Raw genomic sequence first — 17725 nt, forward strand, 5'->3', positions numbered from 1 at the left:
ATGTATGGCACAGGTCGTGGTAGTCGGTGGTGGCCCGATCGGGCTCATGCTCGCGTGCGAGGTGGCACTGCACGACGTGCCGGTGGTGGTGCTCGAGCGACTGCCGGAGATCGAGACACACCCGAAGGCGGAGGGCATCACCGGCCGGGCCATCGACATCCTGGACCGGCGCGGCCTCATGATCGGGGTGGACGGCACCCCCGCGCAGCCGACGGCCGAGCAGCGGGCCCGCATCGCCGAGGGCGAGCGGCGGCCGGACAGCCTGCACCCCAAGGCCTTCCCCGGCGCGCGGCACTTCGCCACCATGTTCGTGCTCCGTCCCGAATCTCCCGACCTGCTGGTGCCGCAGCAACTGCTGGAGCAGGACCTGGCCCGGCGGGCCGCCGACCTCGGCGTCGAGGTACGGCGCGGCCACACGGTCACCGGGTTCACCCAGGACGGCGACGGCGTGCGGATCGACGTCGACGGCCCGGACGGGCCGTACCGGATGCGCGCCGGCTGGCTCGCCGGATGCGACGGCGGCCGCAGCACGATCAGGAAACTGGCCGGCATCCCCTTCCCCGGAACGGACGGCATCACGACCGGGTACCGCGCCTTCGCGGAGATCGACGACCCCGGCTTCCACCTGCCCGGCTGGTTCCGCAAGGACAACGGCCTCCTGGTGTACGAGGAGGGCCCGCCCCGCTTCATCACCCTCGAGTTCATCGGCCCGCCGGCGAACCGGGACGCGCCGATCACGCGCGAGGAGTTCCAGGAGGCGCTGCGCCGGCTCAGCGGCACCGAGGTGACGGTCACCAAGGTCCACAAGATCAACCGGTTCACCGACAACGAGCGGCAGGCCGCCACCTACCGCCAGGGGCGGGTCCTGCTCGTCGGCGACGCCGCCCACGTGCAGTCGCAGTGGAGCGGCCCGGGCCTGCGGCTCGGGCTGGGCGACGCCGTCAACGCCGGATGGAAGCTCGCCGCGGTCGCGCGAGGCCAGTGCCCCGAGGACCTGCTCGACACCTACACCTCGGAACGGCATCCGGTCGGCGCGCAGACGCTGGAGGTCCAGCGTGCCTCCATCGCGCTGATGCGCCCCGGCCCGCACGTCGACGCGCTGCGCCGCCTGCTCACCCGCCTGCTGCTCCACGACGACACGAACCGGCAGCTGACCGCCCTGGTCGACGACCTGCACATCAGCTACGACATGGGCGACCCGTCGCTGACCGGCCCGCTCGTCGGGCGCTACTGCCCCGATCTGCGGCTGAAAGGCGCCCGCGGCACCGTACGGCTGGCCGAGCTGCAGCGCACCGGGCGGCCGCTGCTGCTCGACCTCGGCGCCGATCCCGGACTGCGCGCGCTCGCCGGGCCCTGGTCCGACCGGGTCGACGTGGTCACCGCCGCATGCGCCGACGCTCCGGCGGACGCCCTGCTGATCCGTCCGGACGGCTTCGTCGCCTGGAGCACCCCCGCCGACGAGGCGTCGCTGACCGGTGCTCTCGCGCGGTGGTTCGGGCCCCCCGCCCGAGCCGCCTGACCACACCACCAGACACAGCCCTCCCGGAGGCCGGGATGACCGATTCCACGCCGACGACCCTTACCACCCCGACCACCCTGACCACCCTGACCACTCTGCCCGCCTCGGCGTCGATCGACGAAGCGATCGACGCGGTCGAAGCGGCCGGAGCAGTGATCATCGAGGATTTCATCGACCCCGGCACGCTCGACGGCCTGTGGGAGGACCTGGGCCCGGCTCTGGCCCGCCAGGAGGACGGCGACGGGCGGCTGGTCGGCGAGAAGACCCGGATCCTGCCGGGCCTGGTCCGCCGCAGCGCCCGGTCGGTGACCGTCATGCGGCAGCCGCACTTCCTCGGCCTCGCGCGGCACTTCCTTCAGCGGCCGGTGCGCGCCTGGCTCGGCGAGCAGCGCATCGAGTTCGTCCCGACGATCCAGCTCGGCATCTCGCGGGCGATCCAGATCCAGCCCGGCGTGGCCCCCCAGGGCCTGCACCGGGACGACACCGCCCACCTCCGCACCCACCCGGGCCCGGAGAGCCGGGTCCAGGTCATGGTCGCCGCGAGCGAGTTCACCGCGCGCAACGGCGCCACCCGGGTGATCCCGGGCAGCCACCGCTGGGACGACGAGCGCGGGCCACGCGAGGACGAGGCGGTGCCCGCCGAGATGCGGGCCGGCTCCGCGCTGCTGTGGCTCGGCAGCACCTACCACGGGGCCGGCGCCAACGCCTCGGACGCGCCCCGCACCGGCCTGTCGTACGCCTACGACCTCGGCAACCTCCGCCAGGAGGAGAACCAGTACCTGTCCATCCCCCTGGACGTGGTCCGCGGCTACCCCGAGGACATCCAGCGGCTCCTCGGCTACGAGGCCTGCCCGCCGATGTGCGGCCTGTACGAGCTGGCCGACCCGATGCTGCTGCTCCGCGACGGGCCGGGCGATCCCGTCGCGGCACCGCGCACCCAGTGAGCCCGTCCGGCACCGAGGAAAGGTCAGATGCGCACTCCCGGCACGTACCTGCGCAGCATCGGCGTCCATCTGCCCCCGGTGGTCACCATCGGGACGGCAGTCGCCGAGGGCCGGTACCCGGCCGATGAGGCGGAGCGCTTCGGCCTGGCCGGCGCGGCGGTGGCCGGCGACGTACCGGCACCGGAGCTGGGCCTGCGCGCCGCCCGGCAGGCGTTCGAGCGCTCCGGCGGGCTGTCGCCGCGCGACCTCGACCTCATGCTGTACTGCGACGTCTGGCACCAGGGCCCGGAGGGCTGGGCGCCGCAGTACTACCTGCAGCAGCAACTCGTCGGCGGGGACGTCCCGGCGATCGAGCTGCGGCAGGGCTGCTGCGGCCTGTTCAACGCGCTGCAGCTCGCCGCCGGATACCTGCGCCCCGGCGGCAGCGCGCTGCTGGTCGGCGCCGACAACCACGGCACCCCGCTGGTCGACCGGTGGCGGATGATCGAGGGCACCGTGATGGGCGACGCCGGCTGCGCGCTGCTCGTCACCACGGACACCGGCTTCGCCGAGCTGCGGTCGGTCAACGTGACCGTGCTGCCGGAGGCCGAGGCCGTCAACGACGGCGGCGTGCCGATGTTCCCGCCGGACGCGACCGTGGGCCGGCCACTGGACTTCGCCGCGCGCAACCGGGAGTTCCGCAGGCGCCTGCTGGACGGTGACGGCGCCCGGGTGATGCTGGCGATCCAGGCGACGATGATGGAGCTGGTCGACCGCACCCTCAAGGAGGCGGAGATCACGCTCGACGACGTGGCGCGGGCGGCCTTCCCCCACGTACGCCGGGACGACGTGGAGCACCGCGGCGTCAACTGGCTCGGTCTGACCCTGGCCGACACCACCTGGGAGTACGGCGCCCGCGTCGGGCACCTCGGGGTCAGCGACCAGTTCGTCGCCCTGGACCACCTGCTCGCCACCGGAGCGCTGGCCCCCGGCGACCACCTGCTGCTCGTCGGGTTCGGCGCCGGCACCACCCTGGCCTGCGCCGTCCTGCGGATCCTGGACATCCCGCCGGAGTACGCCTCCGGAAGGCCGGACTGACCTGTTCGAGCGAGCCGGGAGGCGATATGGAGACGGCGGACATGTACATCAGCGGCGTCGGTTCGTACCTGCCCGACACCGTGGCGGTGGATCACGCGGTGGCGGCGGGCTGGTACCCGGCCGAGGAGGCCGAGTTGCACGGGATCGCCTCCGTCGCGGTGGCCGGTGACCTCCCGGCGCCGGAGATGGCGTTACGGGCGGCACGCACCGCGCTGGCCCGCAGCGGCCGCCCCCCTGCCGATCTGGACCTCCTCCTCTACACCTCCACCTGGCACCAGGGCCCGGAAGGCTGGCCACCGCAGGCCTACGTGCAGCGCCATCTGGTCGGCGACGGCGTCCTGTCGACCCAGCTCAAGCAGGGCTGCAACGGCATGTTCGCGGCCCTGGAACTGGCCGCGAGCTACCTGCGGGCCGACCCCGGGCGGCAGGCGGCGCTGCTGGTCGCCGCCGACAACTACGGCACTCCGCTGGCCGACCGCTGGCGGATGCTGCCCGGGGCCATCGCCGGCGACGCGGCCAGCGCCGTCGTACTCGACACCGAGCCGGGATTCGCCCGGCTGGCCTCGGTGAGCACGATGTCGGTGTCGCAGGCCGAGGAGATGCACCGGTGCGCCGAGCCGCTGTTCCCGCCGGGCGTCACCGAGGGCAGGACGGTGGACTTCGCCGCGCACAACGACACGTTCCGGCGCCGCGCGGTCGCCGGCGGCGAAGGGACCATGGTGCTGGTGACGCTGGACGAACGCATGGTCGAGGTGATCGACCGCGCCCTGTCGGAGGCCGGCGTCAAGGCGGCGGACGTGACCCGGGTGACCTGCATGAACACCTCCCGGGAGATCGCCGAGCAGATCTGCGAGCACCGGCTGGGCATCCCCGCGTCCCGCTCGACCTGGGAGTTCGGCCGGACCATCGGCCACTGCGGGGCCAGCGACCAGGTGCTCGCCCTGGAACACCTGGTGCGCGGCGGCGGCCTGGGACCCGGCGACCATCTCCTGATGTTCGCCTACGGCCCCGGCGTGACCATCTCCGCCGCCGTCGTGGAGATTCTCGAGACGCCCGCGTGGTCGCCGAGGCGGGGAGGGGACGCGTGATGAACCGGCCGTCCGAAGCGATCGCGGTGATCGGCATCGGCTGCCGGCTGCCCGGCGGTGCCGACTCGGCCGACGCGTACTGGAACCTGCTGTGCCAGGGACGGGACACCAGCGGGCCGGCGCCCGCCGGGCGCTGGCAGGACTACGCCGGGCGCGGCCCGTCCTACGCGGCGGCGGTGCGCCGCACGGTGCCGCGCGGCCACTTCCTGAGCGAGGTGGCGGACTTCGACGCGGAGTTCTTCGGGCTCTCGCCGCGCGAGGCCGAGCTGATGGACCCGCAGCAGCGCCTGGTGATGGAGACCGCGTGGGAGGCCCTGGAGCACGCCGGGATCCCGGCCGGCGCGCTGGCCGGCACCGACGCGGGCGTGTACGTGGGTGTCTGCACCGGCGACTACGGGCACCGGCTGCTCGAGGACCTGCCCGACGTCGAGGCGTTCACCGGGATCGGCGCCGCCACCTGCGCGGTGGCCAACCGGGTGTCGCACGCGCTGGACCTGCGCGGCCCGAGCCTGGCCGTGGACACGGCCTGCTCGGCGTCCCTGGTCGCCGTCCACCTGGCCGTGCAGGCCCTGCGGGCGGGGGAGACCGACGTGGCACTGGCGGGCGGGGTCAACCTCATCCTGTCCCCCGGGGAGACACTGACCCTGGACGCCGCGGGCACCCTCGCGCCGGACGGGCGCAGCAAGTCGTTCGACGCCGCCGCCGACGGGTACGGGCGCGGCGAGGGCGCGGCGGTCGTGGTGCTCAAGCGGCTGCGCGACGCCGAGCGGGACGGCGACCCGGTGCTCGCGACCATCCTCGGCAGCGCCGTCAACCAGGACGGCCGCACCGTCGGCATCATGGCGCCGTGCGGCCAGGCGCAGGAGCACGTCATGCGCCGCGCCCTGCGGCAGGCCGGCGTCGATCCCCGCACCGTCGGCTACGTCGAGGCGCACGGAACCGGCACCGCGGTCGGCGACCCGCTCGAAGCCGGCGCGCTGGCCGCCGTGTACGGGGCGGGCAGGCCAGCGGACCAGCCGTGCCTGATCGGTTCCGCGAAGTCCAACATCGGTCACCTCGAAGGCGCCGCCGGCATCGCCGGCCTGGTCAAGGCCGTCCTGGCGGTCGAGCGTGGCGAGCTCCCGCCGAGCCGGCTCATGGAGCCCACCCCGGCCGTGAACTGGGCGGGCGCCGGGCTGCGGGTGGTCGGCGCGCCGGCGCCGTGGCCCGCCTCCGCGGGTCCGCGCCGCGCCGCGGTCTCCGCCTTCGGCTACGGCGGGACCGTCGCCCACGTGATCCTCGAACAGGGGCCCCCTGCGCCGGCGCCCGCCGAAGGGCCCGCCGGACGTCTGTTCCCGGTGTCCGCCGCGTCGCGGCCGGCGTTGCGGCAGGCCGCGGGCGACCTCGCCGGCGTCGTCGGCCGGGTGCCGCTGCCGGGCCTCGGGCACACGCTCGCCCTGCGCCGGACCCACCTCAAGCACAGGGCGGTGGTGGCCGCCCGCGACGAGGCCGAGCTGACCCGCGGGCTGCGTAACCTGGCGGCCGGCGCGCCGAACGACGCGGTGACCACGGGGCGGCCACTCGGCGATCCCGGCCCCGGGCCGGTGTTCGTGTTCTCCGGCCACGGCTCGCAGTGGGCCGGCATGGGCCGGGAACTGCTGGCCGCCGAGCCGGCGTTCGCCGCCGTCATCGACGAGCTGGAGCCGGTGTTCGCCGACGAGATCGGGTTCTCGCCGCGGCGGATGCTCGGCGGGGGAGAGCTCACCGAGGTCGACCACGTCCAGACCATGATCTTCGCGATGCAGCTCGGCCTGGCCGAGCTGTGGAGGCAGCACGGGGTGCGCCCGCACGCCGTGATCGGCCACTCGGTCGGCGAGATCGCCGCCGCGGTGACGGCCGGAGCGCTGAGCCGCCTGGACGGCGCCCGGCTGATCTGCCGGCGATCACGCCTGCTCCGCAGGGTCGCCGGCCGGGGCGCGATGGCCATGGTGCGGCTGCCGTTCGCCGAGACGGCGCGGCGACTGGCGGACCACCCCGGTGTGGTCGCCGCGATCGCGTCGTCACCCGGCTCCACGGTCGTCTCGGGCGAGCCGGACGCCGTGGCCGAGGTGCTGGCGGGCTGGCTCGAGGAGGGGATCCCGGCCCGCCGGGTGGCCTCGGACGTGGCGTTCCACGGCCCGCAGATGGACCCGCTCCTGGCGGACCTGACCGCGGCCGCGGCCGGCCTGACGCCCGGCCTCCCCGGCATCGCCGTCTACTCCACGACGCTGGACGACCCGCGGACGGCGCCGGGCTTCGACGGCGCGTACTGGGCGGCCAACCTGCGCCGGCCGGTGCGCCTGGCCGGTGCCGTCACCGCGGCCGCCGCCGACGGGTACCGCGCGTTCATCGAGATCTCCGCACACCCGGTCGTCACGCACTCGGTGCTGGAGACGCTGAACGACGGCGGGCACGAGGACGTCTTCGTGGGCGCGTCGCTGCGCCGCAACCGGCCGGCCCAGGCGGCCCTGCTCAACGCCGTGGCCGCGGCGCACTGCGCCGGCCTCGACGTGGACTGGCGCCGGCTGCAACCCGCCGGCGGGCCGGTCGTGCTCCCGGCCTACCCCTGGCAGCGCCGCAGGCACTGGCGCGCGCCGTCGCCCCCCGACACCGGCGGACGCGGCCACGACCCGGACACGCACACGCTGCTCGGCGACCATGTCGACGTCGCCGGGACGGACGTCCGGTTGTGGCGGACCGTCCTGGACGACCAGACCCGGCCCTATCCCGGCAGCCACGCGATCGAGGGCGTGGAGATCGTACCGGCCGCGGTTCTCGCCGCGACGTTCTTCGCCGCCGCCGGTCGCCGGGCGCTCGGCGAGGTGACGATGTCGGCGCCGCTGCTGACCGCCGGCCGCCGCGAGGTCCAGATCGTCCGGCAGGGCGCCGAGCTGCGGCTGGCCGCCCGTCTCGCCGGCGAGCCCGAGGCCGCATGGCAGCCGATCGCCACCGCCCGGATCCCCGGCGAGCCGGGACAGCCGCCGGCACCTCCGCGGCAGCCGCTCCCCTCGGCGGAACCCGGCCTGGTCGCCCGCCGGCTGGCCGCCGTCGGCGTGCCGCACACCGGCTTCGACTGGAGCGTCGAGGAACTGCGGCGCGGGCACGGCGCGCTGCGCGCCCGGGTACGCTGCGGGCCGGCCGCCACCTGGGCGCCCGTTCTGGACGCGGCGATGTCGGTGGCGCCGAGCGCGTTCCCCGGTGACCCGCTGCTGCGCATGGTGACGAACGTCGACCGGCTGGTCACGGTCGCAGAACCGCCGGACCTGGTGACCATCGAGGTGTGGCTCGACCCCGAGCGGGCCGACACCGTGCACGTCCTGGTGACCGGCCAGGCCGGCGACGTGCTCGGCTGGCTGTCGGGCCTGCGGTACCCCGTGATCGACACGCCGGCTCCCGGGGAGGACGGGGCCGGCCGCGAGCGGCTCACCGAGTCGTTCGCCGACCTGGAGCCGGAGAAACTGCGCGCCTTCCTGATCGAGGAGGTCGGCGCGCAGATCGCCAAGGAGATGCGGCTCGCCCCCGCCGACCTGTCGCCACACCGGCCGCTGATCGAGCAGGGGCTGGACTCGGTGCTCACCGTGGTCGTCAGGCGGCGGCTGGAGCAACGATTCCGGTGCTCGCTACCGGCGACGCTGCTCTGGGCGCAGCCGACCATCGCCGCCGTCTCCGACTACCTCGCCGGAGTGGTGTCCGGCTCGAACGGGGAAGCACGATGAGCACATCGGAGCACGACCCGGCCCCGGCCTTCCCGATGGCGCGGACCTGCCCCCTCGCACCGCCGGACGAGTATCAGCGGATGCGCGCCACCGCGCCGGTCGTCCGGGCGGCCCTGCCCAACGGCGCGCCGGTCTGGGCGGTCACCCGCTACGCCGAGGCGCGGCAGATCCTCAGCGACCCGAGGATCAGCTCCAGCACCGGACGCCCCGAACGGCCGCGCGGCCCCGAGGACGACCGCCCCGACGACGGCTTCTTCGTCGATCTGGATCCACCTGAGCACACCCGGTTCCGCCGCCTGTTGATCCCGGAGCTCGGCGCCCGCCCGATGGAGGCCATGCGGCCGGCCCTCCAGCGCATCGCCGACACGGCGATCGACGAGTTGCTGGAAGCCGGGCCGCCCGCCGACCTCGTCGCCTCGTACGCCCGCCGGGTCCCGTCGCGAGTCCTGTGCGAGCTGTTCGGCGTCCCGGCCGGCGACCACCACTTCTTCGAGTCGCGGCTGCGCATGTTGTCGGTGACGAGCATGGACCCGAGCGTGGCGGCCCAGGCATCCAGCGACGTCCGCGGCTACCTGCGCGAACTCATCAGCGGCGCGCAGCGCGAACCGCACCGGGGCATGATCCGTCGGCTGGCCGCCCGGCACCTGCCCACCGGCGAGCTGACCACGGACGAGCTGATCAACATCGGGTTCCTCCTGCTGCTCGCCGGCTACGACTCGCCGGCGAACACGATCTCCATGGGCGTGCTCACGCTGCTGCGGCACCCGGCGCAGCTCGCCGCGCTGCGCGCCGACCCCGGCCTGCTGCCGGGCGCGATCGAGGAGCTGCTGCGCTTCCACTCCGTGCAGGACTGGGTCAGCTTCGACCGGGTCGCGACCGCCGACATGGAGATCGGCTCCGCGCGGATCCGCGCCGGTGATCGCCTGACGGTGCTGGCCGCGTCCGCCAACCGTGACGCGCGGGCGTTCCAGAACCCCGACGACTTCGACATCCACCGCCCCGCCAACCACCACGTGGCCTTCGGCCACGGGGTGCACCAGTGCATCGGCCGCAACCTCGCCCGCGCCGAGCTGCAGATCGCCGTCGGCACGCTGCTGGCCAGGATGCCTTCGCTGCGCCTGGCGGTCGGCTTCGAGGAACTGTCCTTCGCCTACGACGCCCCGTTCTTCGGGCTGCACGCGATGCCCGTCGCCTGGTAGCGCCGCCTACGCGCCGGCGACGTAGGCGTCCTCGGCCGCGTAGGGGAACCAGACGCCGGAGCCGTGGCGGGCGACCAGATCAGGGAAGACGTCCTGCCAGCCGCCGCCGCCCGCCTCCGCCTCGGACACGGCGGCGACGGCCCACTCGATGTCCTGGCGCAGCGCGTCGTCGTAGGAGACGGCGGGGCGGTAGCCGAGCTCGGCCCGGGCCCTGTCCATGCTGAACACGATCGGCTCCGGCACGTTCCACGGATGGAAGCCCAGGCCGTCCGGGCGCGACGGGCCCGCGAAGGTGACGATCTGCGCCTCGTGGCCCATGACGGCGAAGATCCTGGCGCCGATCTCGGCGACGGTCAGCGGGTCGTCGGCGATGTTGAGCACCCGGGCCGCCGGGCGCTGCGCGCACAGCCGGATCAGCTCGGCGACGTTCGCCACCGCCGTGGTGGGGAAGCGGCTGCGCCCGTCTTGGGCGAGCACCACGTGCGGCCGCTTGTCCAGCGCCCGCTTGATGAACAACCAGTGATCCAGCGACTTGCCGTGCGGCCCGTGCAGCACGCCCGTCCGCAGGATGCTGACCGGCAGGCCCGGCGTCGCCAGCAGGCAGCGCTCCAGCGCCGCCTTCCCCGCCGGATAGTCGTGGGCCTCACGCTCGACCGTCGGCCACGTCTCCGGGATCGGCACCGGCAGGCCGGGAGCCTGATAGACCGCTCCCGTCGAGATGACCACCAGCGAGCCGACGCGGCCGGCCAGCCGGGCGAGCTGCTCGCCGTGGTGCGGGGTGAACGCGACCGTGTCCACCACCACGTCGTGGCCGTCGAGAGCCTTCAGCAGCGCCTCGGTGTCGGCCCGGTCGACCTGGACCGACACCACCCCGTCCGGCTCCACGGCGCCCGGACGGGGCCGGCGGTGCCCGAGGGTCACCGCGTATCCGGCCGCGACGAGCCGGGCGGCCGTGGCCCGGCCGATCTGCCCCGTGCCGCCGATGATGAAGGCCCTTCGGTCATGAAGCGTCACCAGCCGATCTTAACCTCGCCGCAGCCGGGAACCCAGGGGTCATGATCGGCCATGAGTGACCCCGTGGGAGCGGTGGCGGCCCGGAGGTCACTCCTTGCGGACGATCAGCTCCGCCGGCCGTACGGTGAGGACGCCCTCGGTCCACGGCACGTCCTCGGCCCGCCCGGCCAGCCTGAGGTCCGGCTGCCGTGTCACCAGCACGCCCAGGATCTCCTGCAGCTCCATCCGCGCCAGGTTCGCGCCCAGGCAGAAGTGCGCTCCGCGCCCGAAGGTCAGGTGCGTGGCCTGCCGCTCGGGCCGCAACACGTCCGGGTCGGGGAAGACCGACGGGTCGACGTTGGCCGAGGAGACGGAGGGGATCACGGCCTCGCCCTCGCGCACGGTGCCGGAGGGCAGCTCCACCTCCTCCCTGGCCACCCGCAGGAACGGGCTGTCGCCGACGATCTCCAGCCTGAGCAGCTCCTCCACCGTGCCCGGGATCAGCCCGGGGTCACCGGCCAGCCGCGCGTAACCCTCGCGCGGATTCAGCAGCCGCAACATCGACCTGGACAGCGCGGTCCCGGTCGTCTCGTGCCCGGCCAGGAACAGGACCAGCGTGTTGGTCACCAGCTCCTCCTCGCTCAGCCGGTCCTCGCCGTCGCGGGCGTGGATCATCGTGGCGAGCAGGCCGTCGCCTGGCTCGTCCCGGTGCGCGGCGATCACCTCGGAGATGTACGCGGCGAACTCCATGGCGGCGCCCATCTGCTCCTCCGGCGACAGGCTGGAGGTGGAGAGCATGGCGTCCGACCAGGCCCGTACCCGCTCGGTGTCGATGCCGGGCACGCCCATGACATCGCAGATGACCTGGACGGGCAGCGGGAAGGCGAAGTCGCGCACGAAGTCGAACTCGTCGGGCAGGGCGTCGACCAGCTCGGCGGTGAGCGCCCGCAGCCTGGGCCGCCACCCGTTGACCTGGCGCGGCGTGAACACCCCGGACAGCAGCCTGCGCAGCCTGGTGTGCTCGGGCGGGTCCATGCTGGAGAGCATCCCCGGCGTGTTGAACAGGGAGAACCCGCTGAACATGCGGGGCGAGCCGGGACGGCTGAGGTCGCTGCCGAAGCGCGGGTCGCTCAGCGCGGCGAGCGTGTCCTGGTACGTCGTGGTGAGGTAGGCCGTGCAGCCGCTGGGCAGCCGCACCTTCCCCAGCGGGTCCTTGTCCCGGCGCACGGCGTACGCGTCGGCCAGAGCCCCTCGTGGGCCCGGCCCGAACGGGTATTGCTCGAAATCGGCCATGACTCGGACGGTAACCAGTGAGCGGCACGCCGAACAGACCCGTCCCCGGCCCCTCGCGGGCCACCGGTGGGCGCCGCCTCTCAAGCGGCGCCGGCCGGCGTCAGTCGAGTTCGGCCTCGCGGCCGTGGACGATGAGGGCGTACAGCACGAGCACGTCGACCGCGATGACGGCGAGCGACCACCACGGGTTCACCGCGATCCAGGTGAGCTGTGTCAGGGCGTTCAGCATCACCAGGACGACGCCGACCATCCGGGCCCAGGTCTGGCCGACGGTGATGGCGATGCCCGTGGCCAGGAGGAGCAAGCCGAGGGCGAAGTGCAGCCAGCCCCAGGTGGTGAGGTCGAAGAGCAGGAGCCGGTTGGGTGTCTGCACGTAGATGCGGTTGGCGAAGGCGGCGGTCAGGCCGGTGATGACGTTGAACAGCCCGGCGAGGACCATCATCATGCCGCCGAACCAGATCCAGCCCACCCAGCCGGTCATCTGCCGTGTGTGGTGGGTGTGAAAGGTCATCGGAACGCTCCCTCCGGAGTTCTGGCTTCGTCCGCTGCGGACGACGGCTCAGCGGTGCCGTGGCCGGTTCTCCCCGCCTGCCGGATGTTGCGGCATCCGGTCCGGCCTCGCTCGGGCCGCCTCACAGGTGCTTCCCCGGCCAACAACGCAAATCACGACATAAATGGATAAATAGGCATAAATCGGGTCTAGATTGGCGGGCGATTTGCCGCAACTTGGAGGACTTCCGCAATCGGGCGCCCGGCGCTCACCGGCCAGGCCGGAGGTCACGGACATCTGCAGGCGCTACCTGTGGCGGCAAAAAGGTCGAAACCATCCCATTACGGCCGATGATCCACTAGACATCTGACCATGACGATCAACCAGCCGCACCCGTCCGTGTCGAACGGCCTGAGCAGGCGGCGTTTCCTGGCGGCGGGCGCCGCCACTTTGCCCGCCCTGGCGATGGGGACCGCTTCCCGTCCGGCGTTCGCCGCGACGGTCCAGACCGCCGGCGTGGCGCCGGCCGCGCTCGCCGGTTTCGACAATGTGATGAAGACCTACGTCGTGGAGCGCGCCATCTCCTGCGCGCAGCTCGCCATCACCAAGAACGGCAAGCTCGTGCTGGCCAGGGCCTACCGCTACAGTGACGACCCGGCCGTGCCGACGTTCACCCCCACCTCCCTGTTCCGCATCGCCAGCCTGAGCAAGCACATCACCGCCGTGGCGATCATGAGGCTGGCGCAGGACGGCAAGCTGAGCCTCGGCGCGTCCGTCGCCACCTTGCTCGGGCTGCCGACCACGGCCGACCCCCGGCTGGCGAACGTGACGGTGTGGCGGCTGCTGCAGCACACGGGCGGGTGGGACCGCGACATCTCCGGCGACTACCTCTACCTGGACCACACCATCTCCCGGTCGCTGGGCGTCACGCTGCCGATCACGCGCGACCACATCGTCCGGTACGCCGGCGGCCGCCCCCTCGACTTCGCGCCCGGCAGCAGGTACGCCTACAGCAACTACGGCTACCTGCTGCTCGGCATGATCGTCGAGAAGGCGTCGGGCATGGCGTACGAGACGTACGTGAAGCAGAAGATCCTGGCGCCCGCCGGCATCACCCGCATGCGGCTCGGCCGTACCCTCAAGGCGCAGGCCGCGCCCGGCGAGATCGTCTACGAGTCGGCGCAGACGAGCAGGACCGTCACCGACGCGTCCGGCGCGACGGTGCCGGCCCCGTACGGCGCCTTCAGCATGGAGAACCGCGGGCCGGGCGGCGGCTGGCTGGCCTCGGCGGTGGACCTGGTGCGCTTCGCCCGCATCCTCGACGCCCCCGGCACGGTGCTGAACGCCACCTCCATCGGCAGGATGGTGGCCAAGCCGGAGATCGGCGTCACCGAAAGCGGCTCCTGGTACGGCGCCGGCCTGTGGGTCCGGCAGGTCACGGGGCACCTCAACACCTGGCACAGCGGCGGGCTGCCGGGCACCTACACCTACACCGCCCGGCTCCAGAACGGCTTCACCTACGCCGCCCTGTTCAACCGGAACGAGGAGAGCGGGTCGCCGGACTTCGACGTGCTCAGCCCGCGCATGAACGCCGAGATCGGCAAGGTGACGACCTGGCCGACGACGGACCTGTTCCCGCGGTACCTCTGAGCCGTCATCGGGCCGGACCGGCGGGGCGCCCGCCGGCTCCAGCACGGCGGCCCGGCACGGCGGCCCGGCACGGCGGCCCGGCACGGCGGCCCATTACGGCGGCCCGTCAAAGCGGCCCGTCAAAGCGGCCCGTCAAAGCGGTCCATGAAAGCGGCCCGTCACCGCGGTCCGTCACCGCGGTCCGTCACTGCGGTCCGTCACCGCGGTACGTGGGCGTCCCGGACGGTCGTAGGGGCCGGGACGAGCAGCGCTTCCGCGGCGATGGGGACGTAGCCGGCGGCGAGGAACGTCCGGACGCTCGCCGCGTTGCCCGGCGCGATCTGGGCCCACAGCGGCCGCTCGACGAGGTGCCGGGCGGCGCGGGCCAGCGCCCGGCCCAGCCCGCGCCCCCGGCCGGCCGGCTCGACCTCGACCGCGACCTCCCATCGCCCCGCGACGCCGCGCCCCACGACCAGCAGCCCTCCCGGGCAGGTCCAGACGCGTACGCCGGCGCGGCGGCGGCGGGCGCGCCGGACGCGGGGGTGCGCCGCGTCCGTGACCTCGGCCAGGTCGATCGGCGGGTCACCGGCGCAGGGGCCGCCCAAGGCGAGCATGTCGATGGTGTCGACCCGGCGCCCCATGCGTTCCTCCAGATCCCTGAGGAAGGGCGGGTTGAGCGGCGCCGACAGGTCGCCCTCGGGGATCCGGGACCTGATCCAGTCCTCGCCGACGTCGGCGTAGATCACGTTGTGGCCGGTGAAGGCGATCACTCCCGCGTCGCGAGGGGAGGGCTGCGGGACGATCGTGGGACCGGTGCCCGGCTCGGGCGTACGTCCGCTCTCCGCGCCGGCGAGGATGTCATGCAAGGTGATCACCCCGAGATCGTAGGTGAGACCGGATCGACTCGCCGCCCAGCAGGAACACGACCGCCGCGCCGCCAGGCACCCGGTCCTGAGCGAGCCGGCCGCCCCTCGGCCGCCGAAGGCAGGGCGGAACGGGCATTGCCGGCGCCCAAATTGTTAGTTAACTTTCCTGTATGAAGTCCCGCTTACTTGCCGCCCTCGCGCTGGCCGCCCTCGTCGCCGCACCCGCTCTCGCTTCCCCCGCCCTGGCGGCCTCCACCTCCGCCGCCTACGTCAAGCACGGCAGCTACGGCTGGCCCGACCAGTGTCAATGGTTCGGCCGGCAGGGCCAGGCCGACCACACCTGGAGCTCGTACTACTGCGAGACCGTCATCCCGACCAACTGGACCGCGCCCGGCCTGTACAACCTGTGGGTGCAGTACTGACCGGCCACGTCCCCGGGCGCCCGGGGACGCAGGTCTCGAACGCCGGGGGTCAGCTCTTGGCGCGGGCGTCGAACCAGGGGTAGATCTGCTGCTTCTTGCCGACCTTCACCAGGGTCTGGACGACCTTGCCCTTGAGGTCGACGACGCCGAAGCCGTCCCGTACGGGCGCGAGCAGGTGCTGCTCGTCGTACCAGCCCAGCACGGGGCCCCAGACGGGGCTGAAGGCGATGTCGATGCGGGTGACGGCCTTGCCGGTGCGGGTGTCCCAGACGCAGGCGGCCTTCTCCAGCGAGGTGCATGCCGTCACGAAGCGGCGGCCCGACGGGGAGAACGTGCCGAGGCCGTGGCCGACGGGCCTGCCGCGTACCTGCCAGGTGCGCTTGACGGCGCCGGTGAGGTCGTACTGGCGGATGGCGGACGCGCCGTTCCTGCCCCAGCGCACCACGACGCCCTTGCTGTCGCGGGTCCACTGGAAGCCGCCGACCGTGATCAGGGCGTTCTCGATGCGGACGAACCGCGCCTTCAGCGAGGGCACGTCGATCAGGACGATGCCTTCGGAGCGCGGCTCGTCGCCCGGCTCGAAGACGTTGACCAGCAGGTGCCGGCCGTCGGGGGACCAGGTGGGCCAGAGGGTGTTGAGATGGCTGCCGGCGCGCTCGGGGTCTTCGGGGACGGGCAGCTTCACCTCGCTCTCGCGGCCGGTCCGCCGGTCCGCGAAGCGCACGGAGGGAGGGCCGGGCGTGGGGCGCCTGAGAAGCGTGGCCTCCCACCGCTCGCCGGGGGAGACCGTCAGCGGGCCGTCCGTCTCGACGAACGCCTTCTTGGCCGGGTCCCAGGCCCACCGCTTGTCGGGGACGACACCGGCGTAGTAGCTGAGCTGGACGGGGCGGCCCGCGAGATCGGCCACGATCTTCGCGTCGGTGCCCGGCAGTTCCGTGCCGGCGGGCGGGGCGCCGAGCACGGCGGTCAGGGCCAGCGCGGCGGTCAGGTTCGTGAGCACTTCGTCCTCCAGGGCGCGGCAAGAATTCCAAGATCATAGCCGTGGGGATGAAGTGACAGGGCCGCCCGGTTGTTACGGGAGAAAGCGCAAGCCCGTGAAGGAGAGCCCGCCCATGACCACGCACCCCACCACCCCGGACGGCCCGGTCCGCCAGCTCAGGCTGGTCGTCGAGGCGGAGGACTACGAGGCCGCGCTGGCCTTCTACCGCGACGTGCTGGGCCTGCCCGAGCAGGCCGCGTTCTCCGGCGGGGACGGCGCCCGCGTGACGATCCTCGACGCGGGCCGCGCCACGCTGGAGATCGCCAACCCGGCGCAGAAGGTCATGATCGACGAGGTCGAGGTGGGGAGGCAGGTGGCGCCCAAGATCCGGGTCGCGTTCGAGGTGGACGACGCCAGGGGCACCACGCAGCGGCTGGTCTCGGCGGGCGCGACCGAGGTGGCGCCGCCCACGGTCACGCCGTGGGAGTCGCTGAACGCCCGGCTCGACGCGCCCGCGGGGCTGCACATCACGGTCTTCCAGGAGCTGCGTACGCAGGAGGAACGCGAGTCGCTCGACGGGTTCGGCGTGGAGAGCTGACCCCCGTGGCCGAGCCCGGCGGCCGCCGCCTGCCGAACCCGGTCAGTGAGCGCGTCTTCCGCCCCCGGGGCGGCGAGGCGGTCGTCATCCGGCTGGAGGCCGCCGCGAGGGCTGAGGCTATTTGGAGGAGCGGGCGGCGCGGCGTGGCGCGCGCCCATGCCCGTTGTGCGGCGTCTCCACGAGCGGCGTGTCCACCAGGTGCTCGACCAGGAACCAGGTCTGCAGTTCCCCGGTCCTGATCACGTCGGAGACCAGCAGGTCGTTGGTGCCGTCGTCGCCCAGCTCCTGGGCGCGGGTGGCGGCGTCGTGCGAGGCGATGAGGATCGTCTCGTGCGCCTCGATCAGCCGCGACAACATCGCCGGCACCTCCTCGGCGCCGTTCGGCGGGCGCGGCACCACGGTGATCTCCGCGACGTGCCGCGGGTCGCCCACCGCGATGCCGCCCAGCGTCTGTACCCGCTCGGCGATCAGGTCGACCAGCTTGAGCTGCTCCTCGGCGTGCTTGTCCAGCAGCAGGTGGAGCTGGTAGAAGGTGGGGCCGCGCATCAGCCAGTGGTGCTTCTTGTAAAGCGCGTAGAGGATCTGCGTGTCGGCCAGGATCTGGTTCAGCCGCTCGCAGGAGTACTCGCGGGCCTCGTCCGACAGGCCCAGCGGCCACGTCCTGACGGTGCCGAACTCCTGGATCTCGGTGCCGTCCACGTGCAGCCACGGCTGGCTGCTCGACTGCTTCTTCGTCGTCGCTCTGGTGCTGCTTCTGGGTTTGGCGGGCACGATCATCTCCGGTCCGGTGAGGTTTGAGCCGATCCGACCTCGAACCTTCCCGTACGCCCGCCGAACGACCCTCGGCCCGGACCACGGCATGGCAAAGGTTCGCACAGCTCAGATACTCGATTG

General features: G+C 73.2%; 15 protein-coding genes. 9 read left to right on the forward strand and 6 right to left on the reverse strand.

Translation table 11 applies throughout. The annotated features are described in order from the left end of the window. Nucleotides 1-4: 4 nt before the first annotated feature. From AB0I79_RS42075 to AB0I79_RS42100, 6 genes are read left to right on the forward strand one after another with little or no spacing between them, the layout of a single operon-like run. The gene (locus AB0I79_RS42075; protein ID WP_357885736.1) at nt 5-1519 is read left to right on the forward strand and encodes an FAD-dependent monooxygenase; all 1515 of its coding nucleotides are present in this window, start codon (nt 5-7) and stop codon (nt 1517-1519) included. Nucleotides 1520-1554: 35 nt separating this feature from the next. Further along, entirely contained in the window at nt 1555-2463 is a 909-nt protein-coding gene (locus tag AB0I79_RS42080; RefSeq protein WP_357885738.1) for a phytanoyl-CoA dioxygenase family protein, read from the forward strand. A 27-nt stretch (nt 2464-2490) separates the two neighbouring features. Then, nucleotides 2491-3540, forward strand: a complete 1050-nt coding sequence (locus AB0I79_RS42085; protein WP_357885740.1) for a ketoacyl-ACP synthase III family protein — start codon at nt 2491-2493, stop codon at nt 3538-3540. 26 nt (nt 3541-3566) lie between these two features. Beyond that, complete coding sequence (locus tag AB0I79_RS42090; RefSeq protein ID WP_357885742.1) at nt 3567-4628, forward strand: ketoacyl-ACP synthase III family protein; 1062 nt, start codon at nt 3567-3569, stop codon at nt 4626-4628. Next, complete coding sequence (locus AB0I79_RS42095) at nt 4628-8362, forward strand: acyltransferase domain-containing protein (protein ID WP_357885744.1); 3735 nt, start codon at nt 4628-4630, stop codon at nt 8360-8362. The genes AB0I79_RS42090 and AB0I79_RS42095 overlap by 1 nt, the downstream gene beginning before the upstream one ends. Continuing rightward, complete coding sequence (locus AB0I79_RS42100) at nt 8359-9561, forward strand: cytochrome P450 (protein ID WP_357885746.1); 1203 nt, start codon at nt 8359-8361, stop codon at nt 9559-9561. Before AB0I79_RS42095 ends, AB0I79_RS42100 begins: the two co-directional genes overlap by 4 nt. A 6-nt stretch (nt 9562-9567) precedes the next feature. Here the strand turns inward: AB0I79_RS42100 and AB0I79_RS42105 are convergent, their stop codons facing one another. The 3 genes from AB0I79_RS42105 to AB0I79_RS42115 all read right to left on the reverse strand — a co-directional run bounded on the left by AB0I79_RS42105 (nt 9568) and on the right by AB0I79_RS42115 (nt 12358). Then, nucleotides 9568-10575: an NAD-dependent epimerase/dehydratase family protein gene (locus AB0I79_RS42105; RefSeq protein WP_357885748.1), complete on the reverse strand. Its 1008-nt coding sequence runs from the start codon at nt 10573-10575 to the stop codon at nt 9568-9570. 87 nt (nt 10576-10662) lie between these two features. Continuing rightward, nucleotides 10663-11847, reverse strand: coding sequence for a cytochrome P450 (locus AB0I79_RS42110; RefSeq protein WP_357885750.1), 1185 nt, complete (start codon nt 11845-11847; stop codon nt 10663-10665). Between the two features lie 100 nt (nt 11848-11947). Then, a complete protein-coding gene (locus AB0I79_RS42115) occupies nt 11948-12358 on the reverse strand; it encodes a hypothetical protein (RefSeq protein ID WP_357885752.1) in 411 nt (136 codons plus the stop codon). A 351-nt stretch (nt 12359-12709) separates the two neighbouring features. Here AB0I79_RS42115 and AB0I79_RS42120 point away from each other — a divergent pair, with 351 nt between their 5' ends. After that, nucleotides 12710-13987 (forward strand): serine hydrolase domain-containing protein, encoded by a 1278-nt coding sequence (locus tag AB0I79_RS42120; RefSeq protein WP_357885754.1) that lies wholly within the window; start codon nt 12710-12712, stop codon nt 13985-13987. 197 nt (nt 13988-14184) lie between these two features. Here AB0I79_RS42120 and AB0I79_RS42125 read toward each other — a convergent pair whose 3' ends face one another. Continuing rightward, nucleotides 14185-14841 (reverse strand): GNAT family N-acetyltransferase, encoded by a 657-nt coding sequence (locus tag AB0I79_RS42125; RefSeq protein WP_357885756.1) that lies wholly within the window; start codon nt 14839-14841, stop codon nt 14185-14187. 161 nt (nt 14842-15002) lie between these two features. Between AB0I79_RS42125 and AB0I79_RS42130 the strand changes: the two genes are divergently transcribed. After that, a complete protein-coding gene (locus AB0I79_RS42130; RefSeq protein ID WP_357885758.1) occupies nt 15003-15254 on the forward strand; it encodes a hypothetical protein in 252 nt (83 codons plus the stop codon). 49 nt (nt 15255-15303) lie between these two features. Here the strand turns inward: AB0I79_RS42130 and AB0I79_RS42135 are convergent, their stop codons facing one another. Continuing rightward, nucleotides 15304-16254, reverse strand: coding sequence for a hypothetical protein (locus AB0I79_RS42135; protein ID WP_357885760.1), 951 nt, complete (start codon nt 16252-16254; stop codon nt 15304-15306). Nucleotides 16255-16366: 112 nt separating this feature from the next. Here AB0I79_RS42135 and AB0I79_RS42140 point away from each other — a divergent pair, with 112 nt between their 5' ends. Further along, nucleotides 16367-16831, forward strand: coding sequence for a VOC family protein (locus AB0I79_RS42140; RefSeq protein ID WP_357885762.1), 465 nt, complete (start codon nt 16367-16369; stop codon nt 16829-16831). A 117-nt stretch (nt 16832-16948) separates the two neighbouring features. Here AB0I79_RS42140 and AB0I79_RS42145 read toward each other — a convergent pair whose 3' ends face one another. Beyond that, nucleotides 16949-17602 (reverse strand): DNA starvation/stationary phase protection protein, encoded by a 654-nt coding sequence (locus tag AB0I79_RS42145; protein ID WP_357885764.1) that lies wholly within the window; start codon nt 17600-17602, stop codon nt 16949-16951. Nucleotides 17603-17725 lie beyond the last annotated feature (123 nt).

Origin of the sequence: Nonomuraea sp. NPDC050202, assembly GCF_040656115.1 — a bacterium.
Lineage (GTDB): Bacteria > Actinomycetota > Actinomycetes > Streptosporangiales > Streptosporangiaceae > Nonomuraea.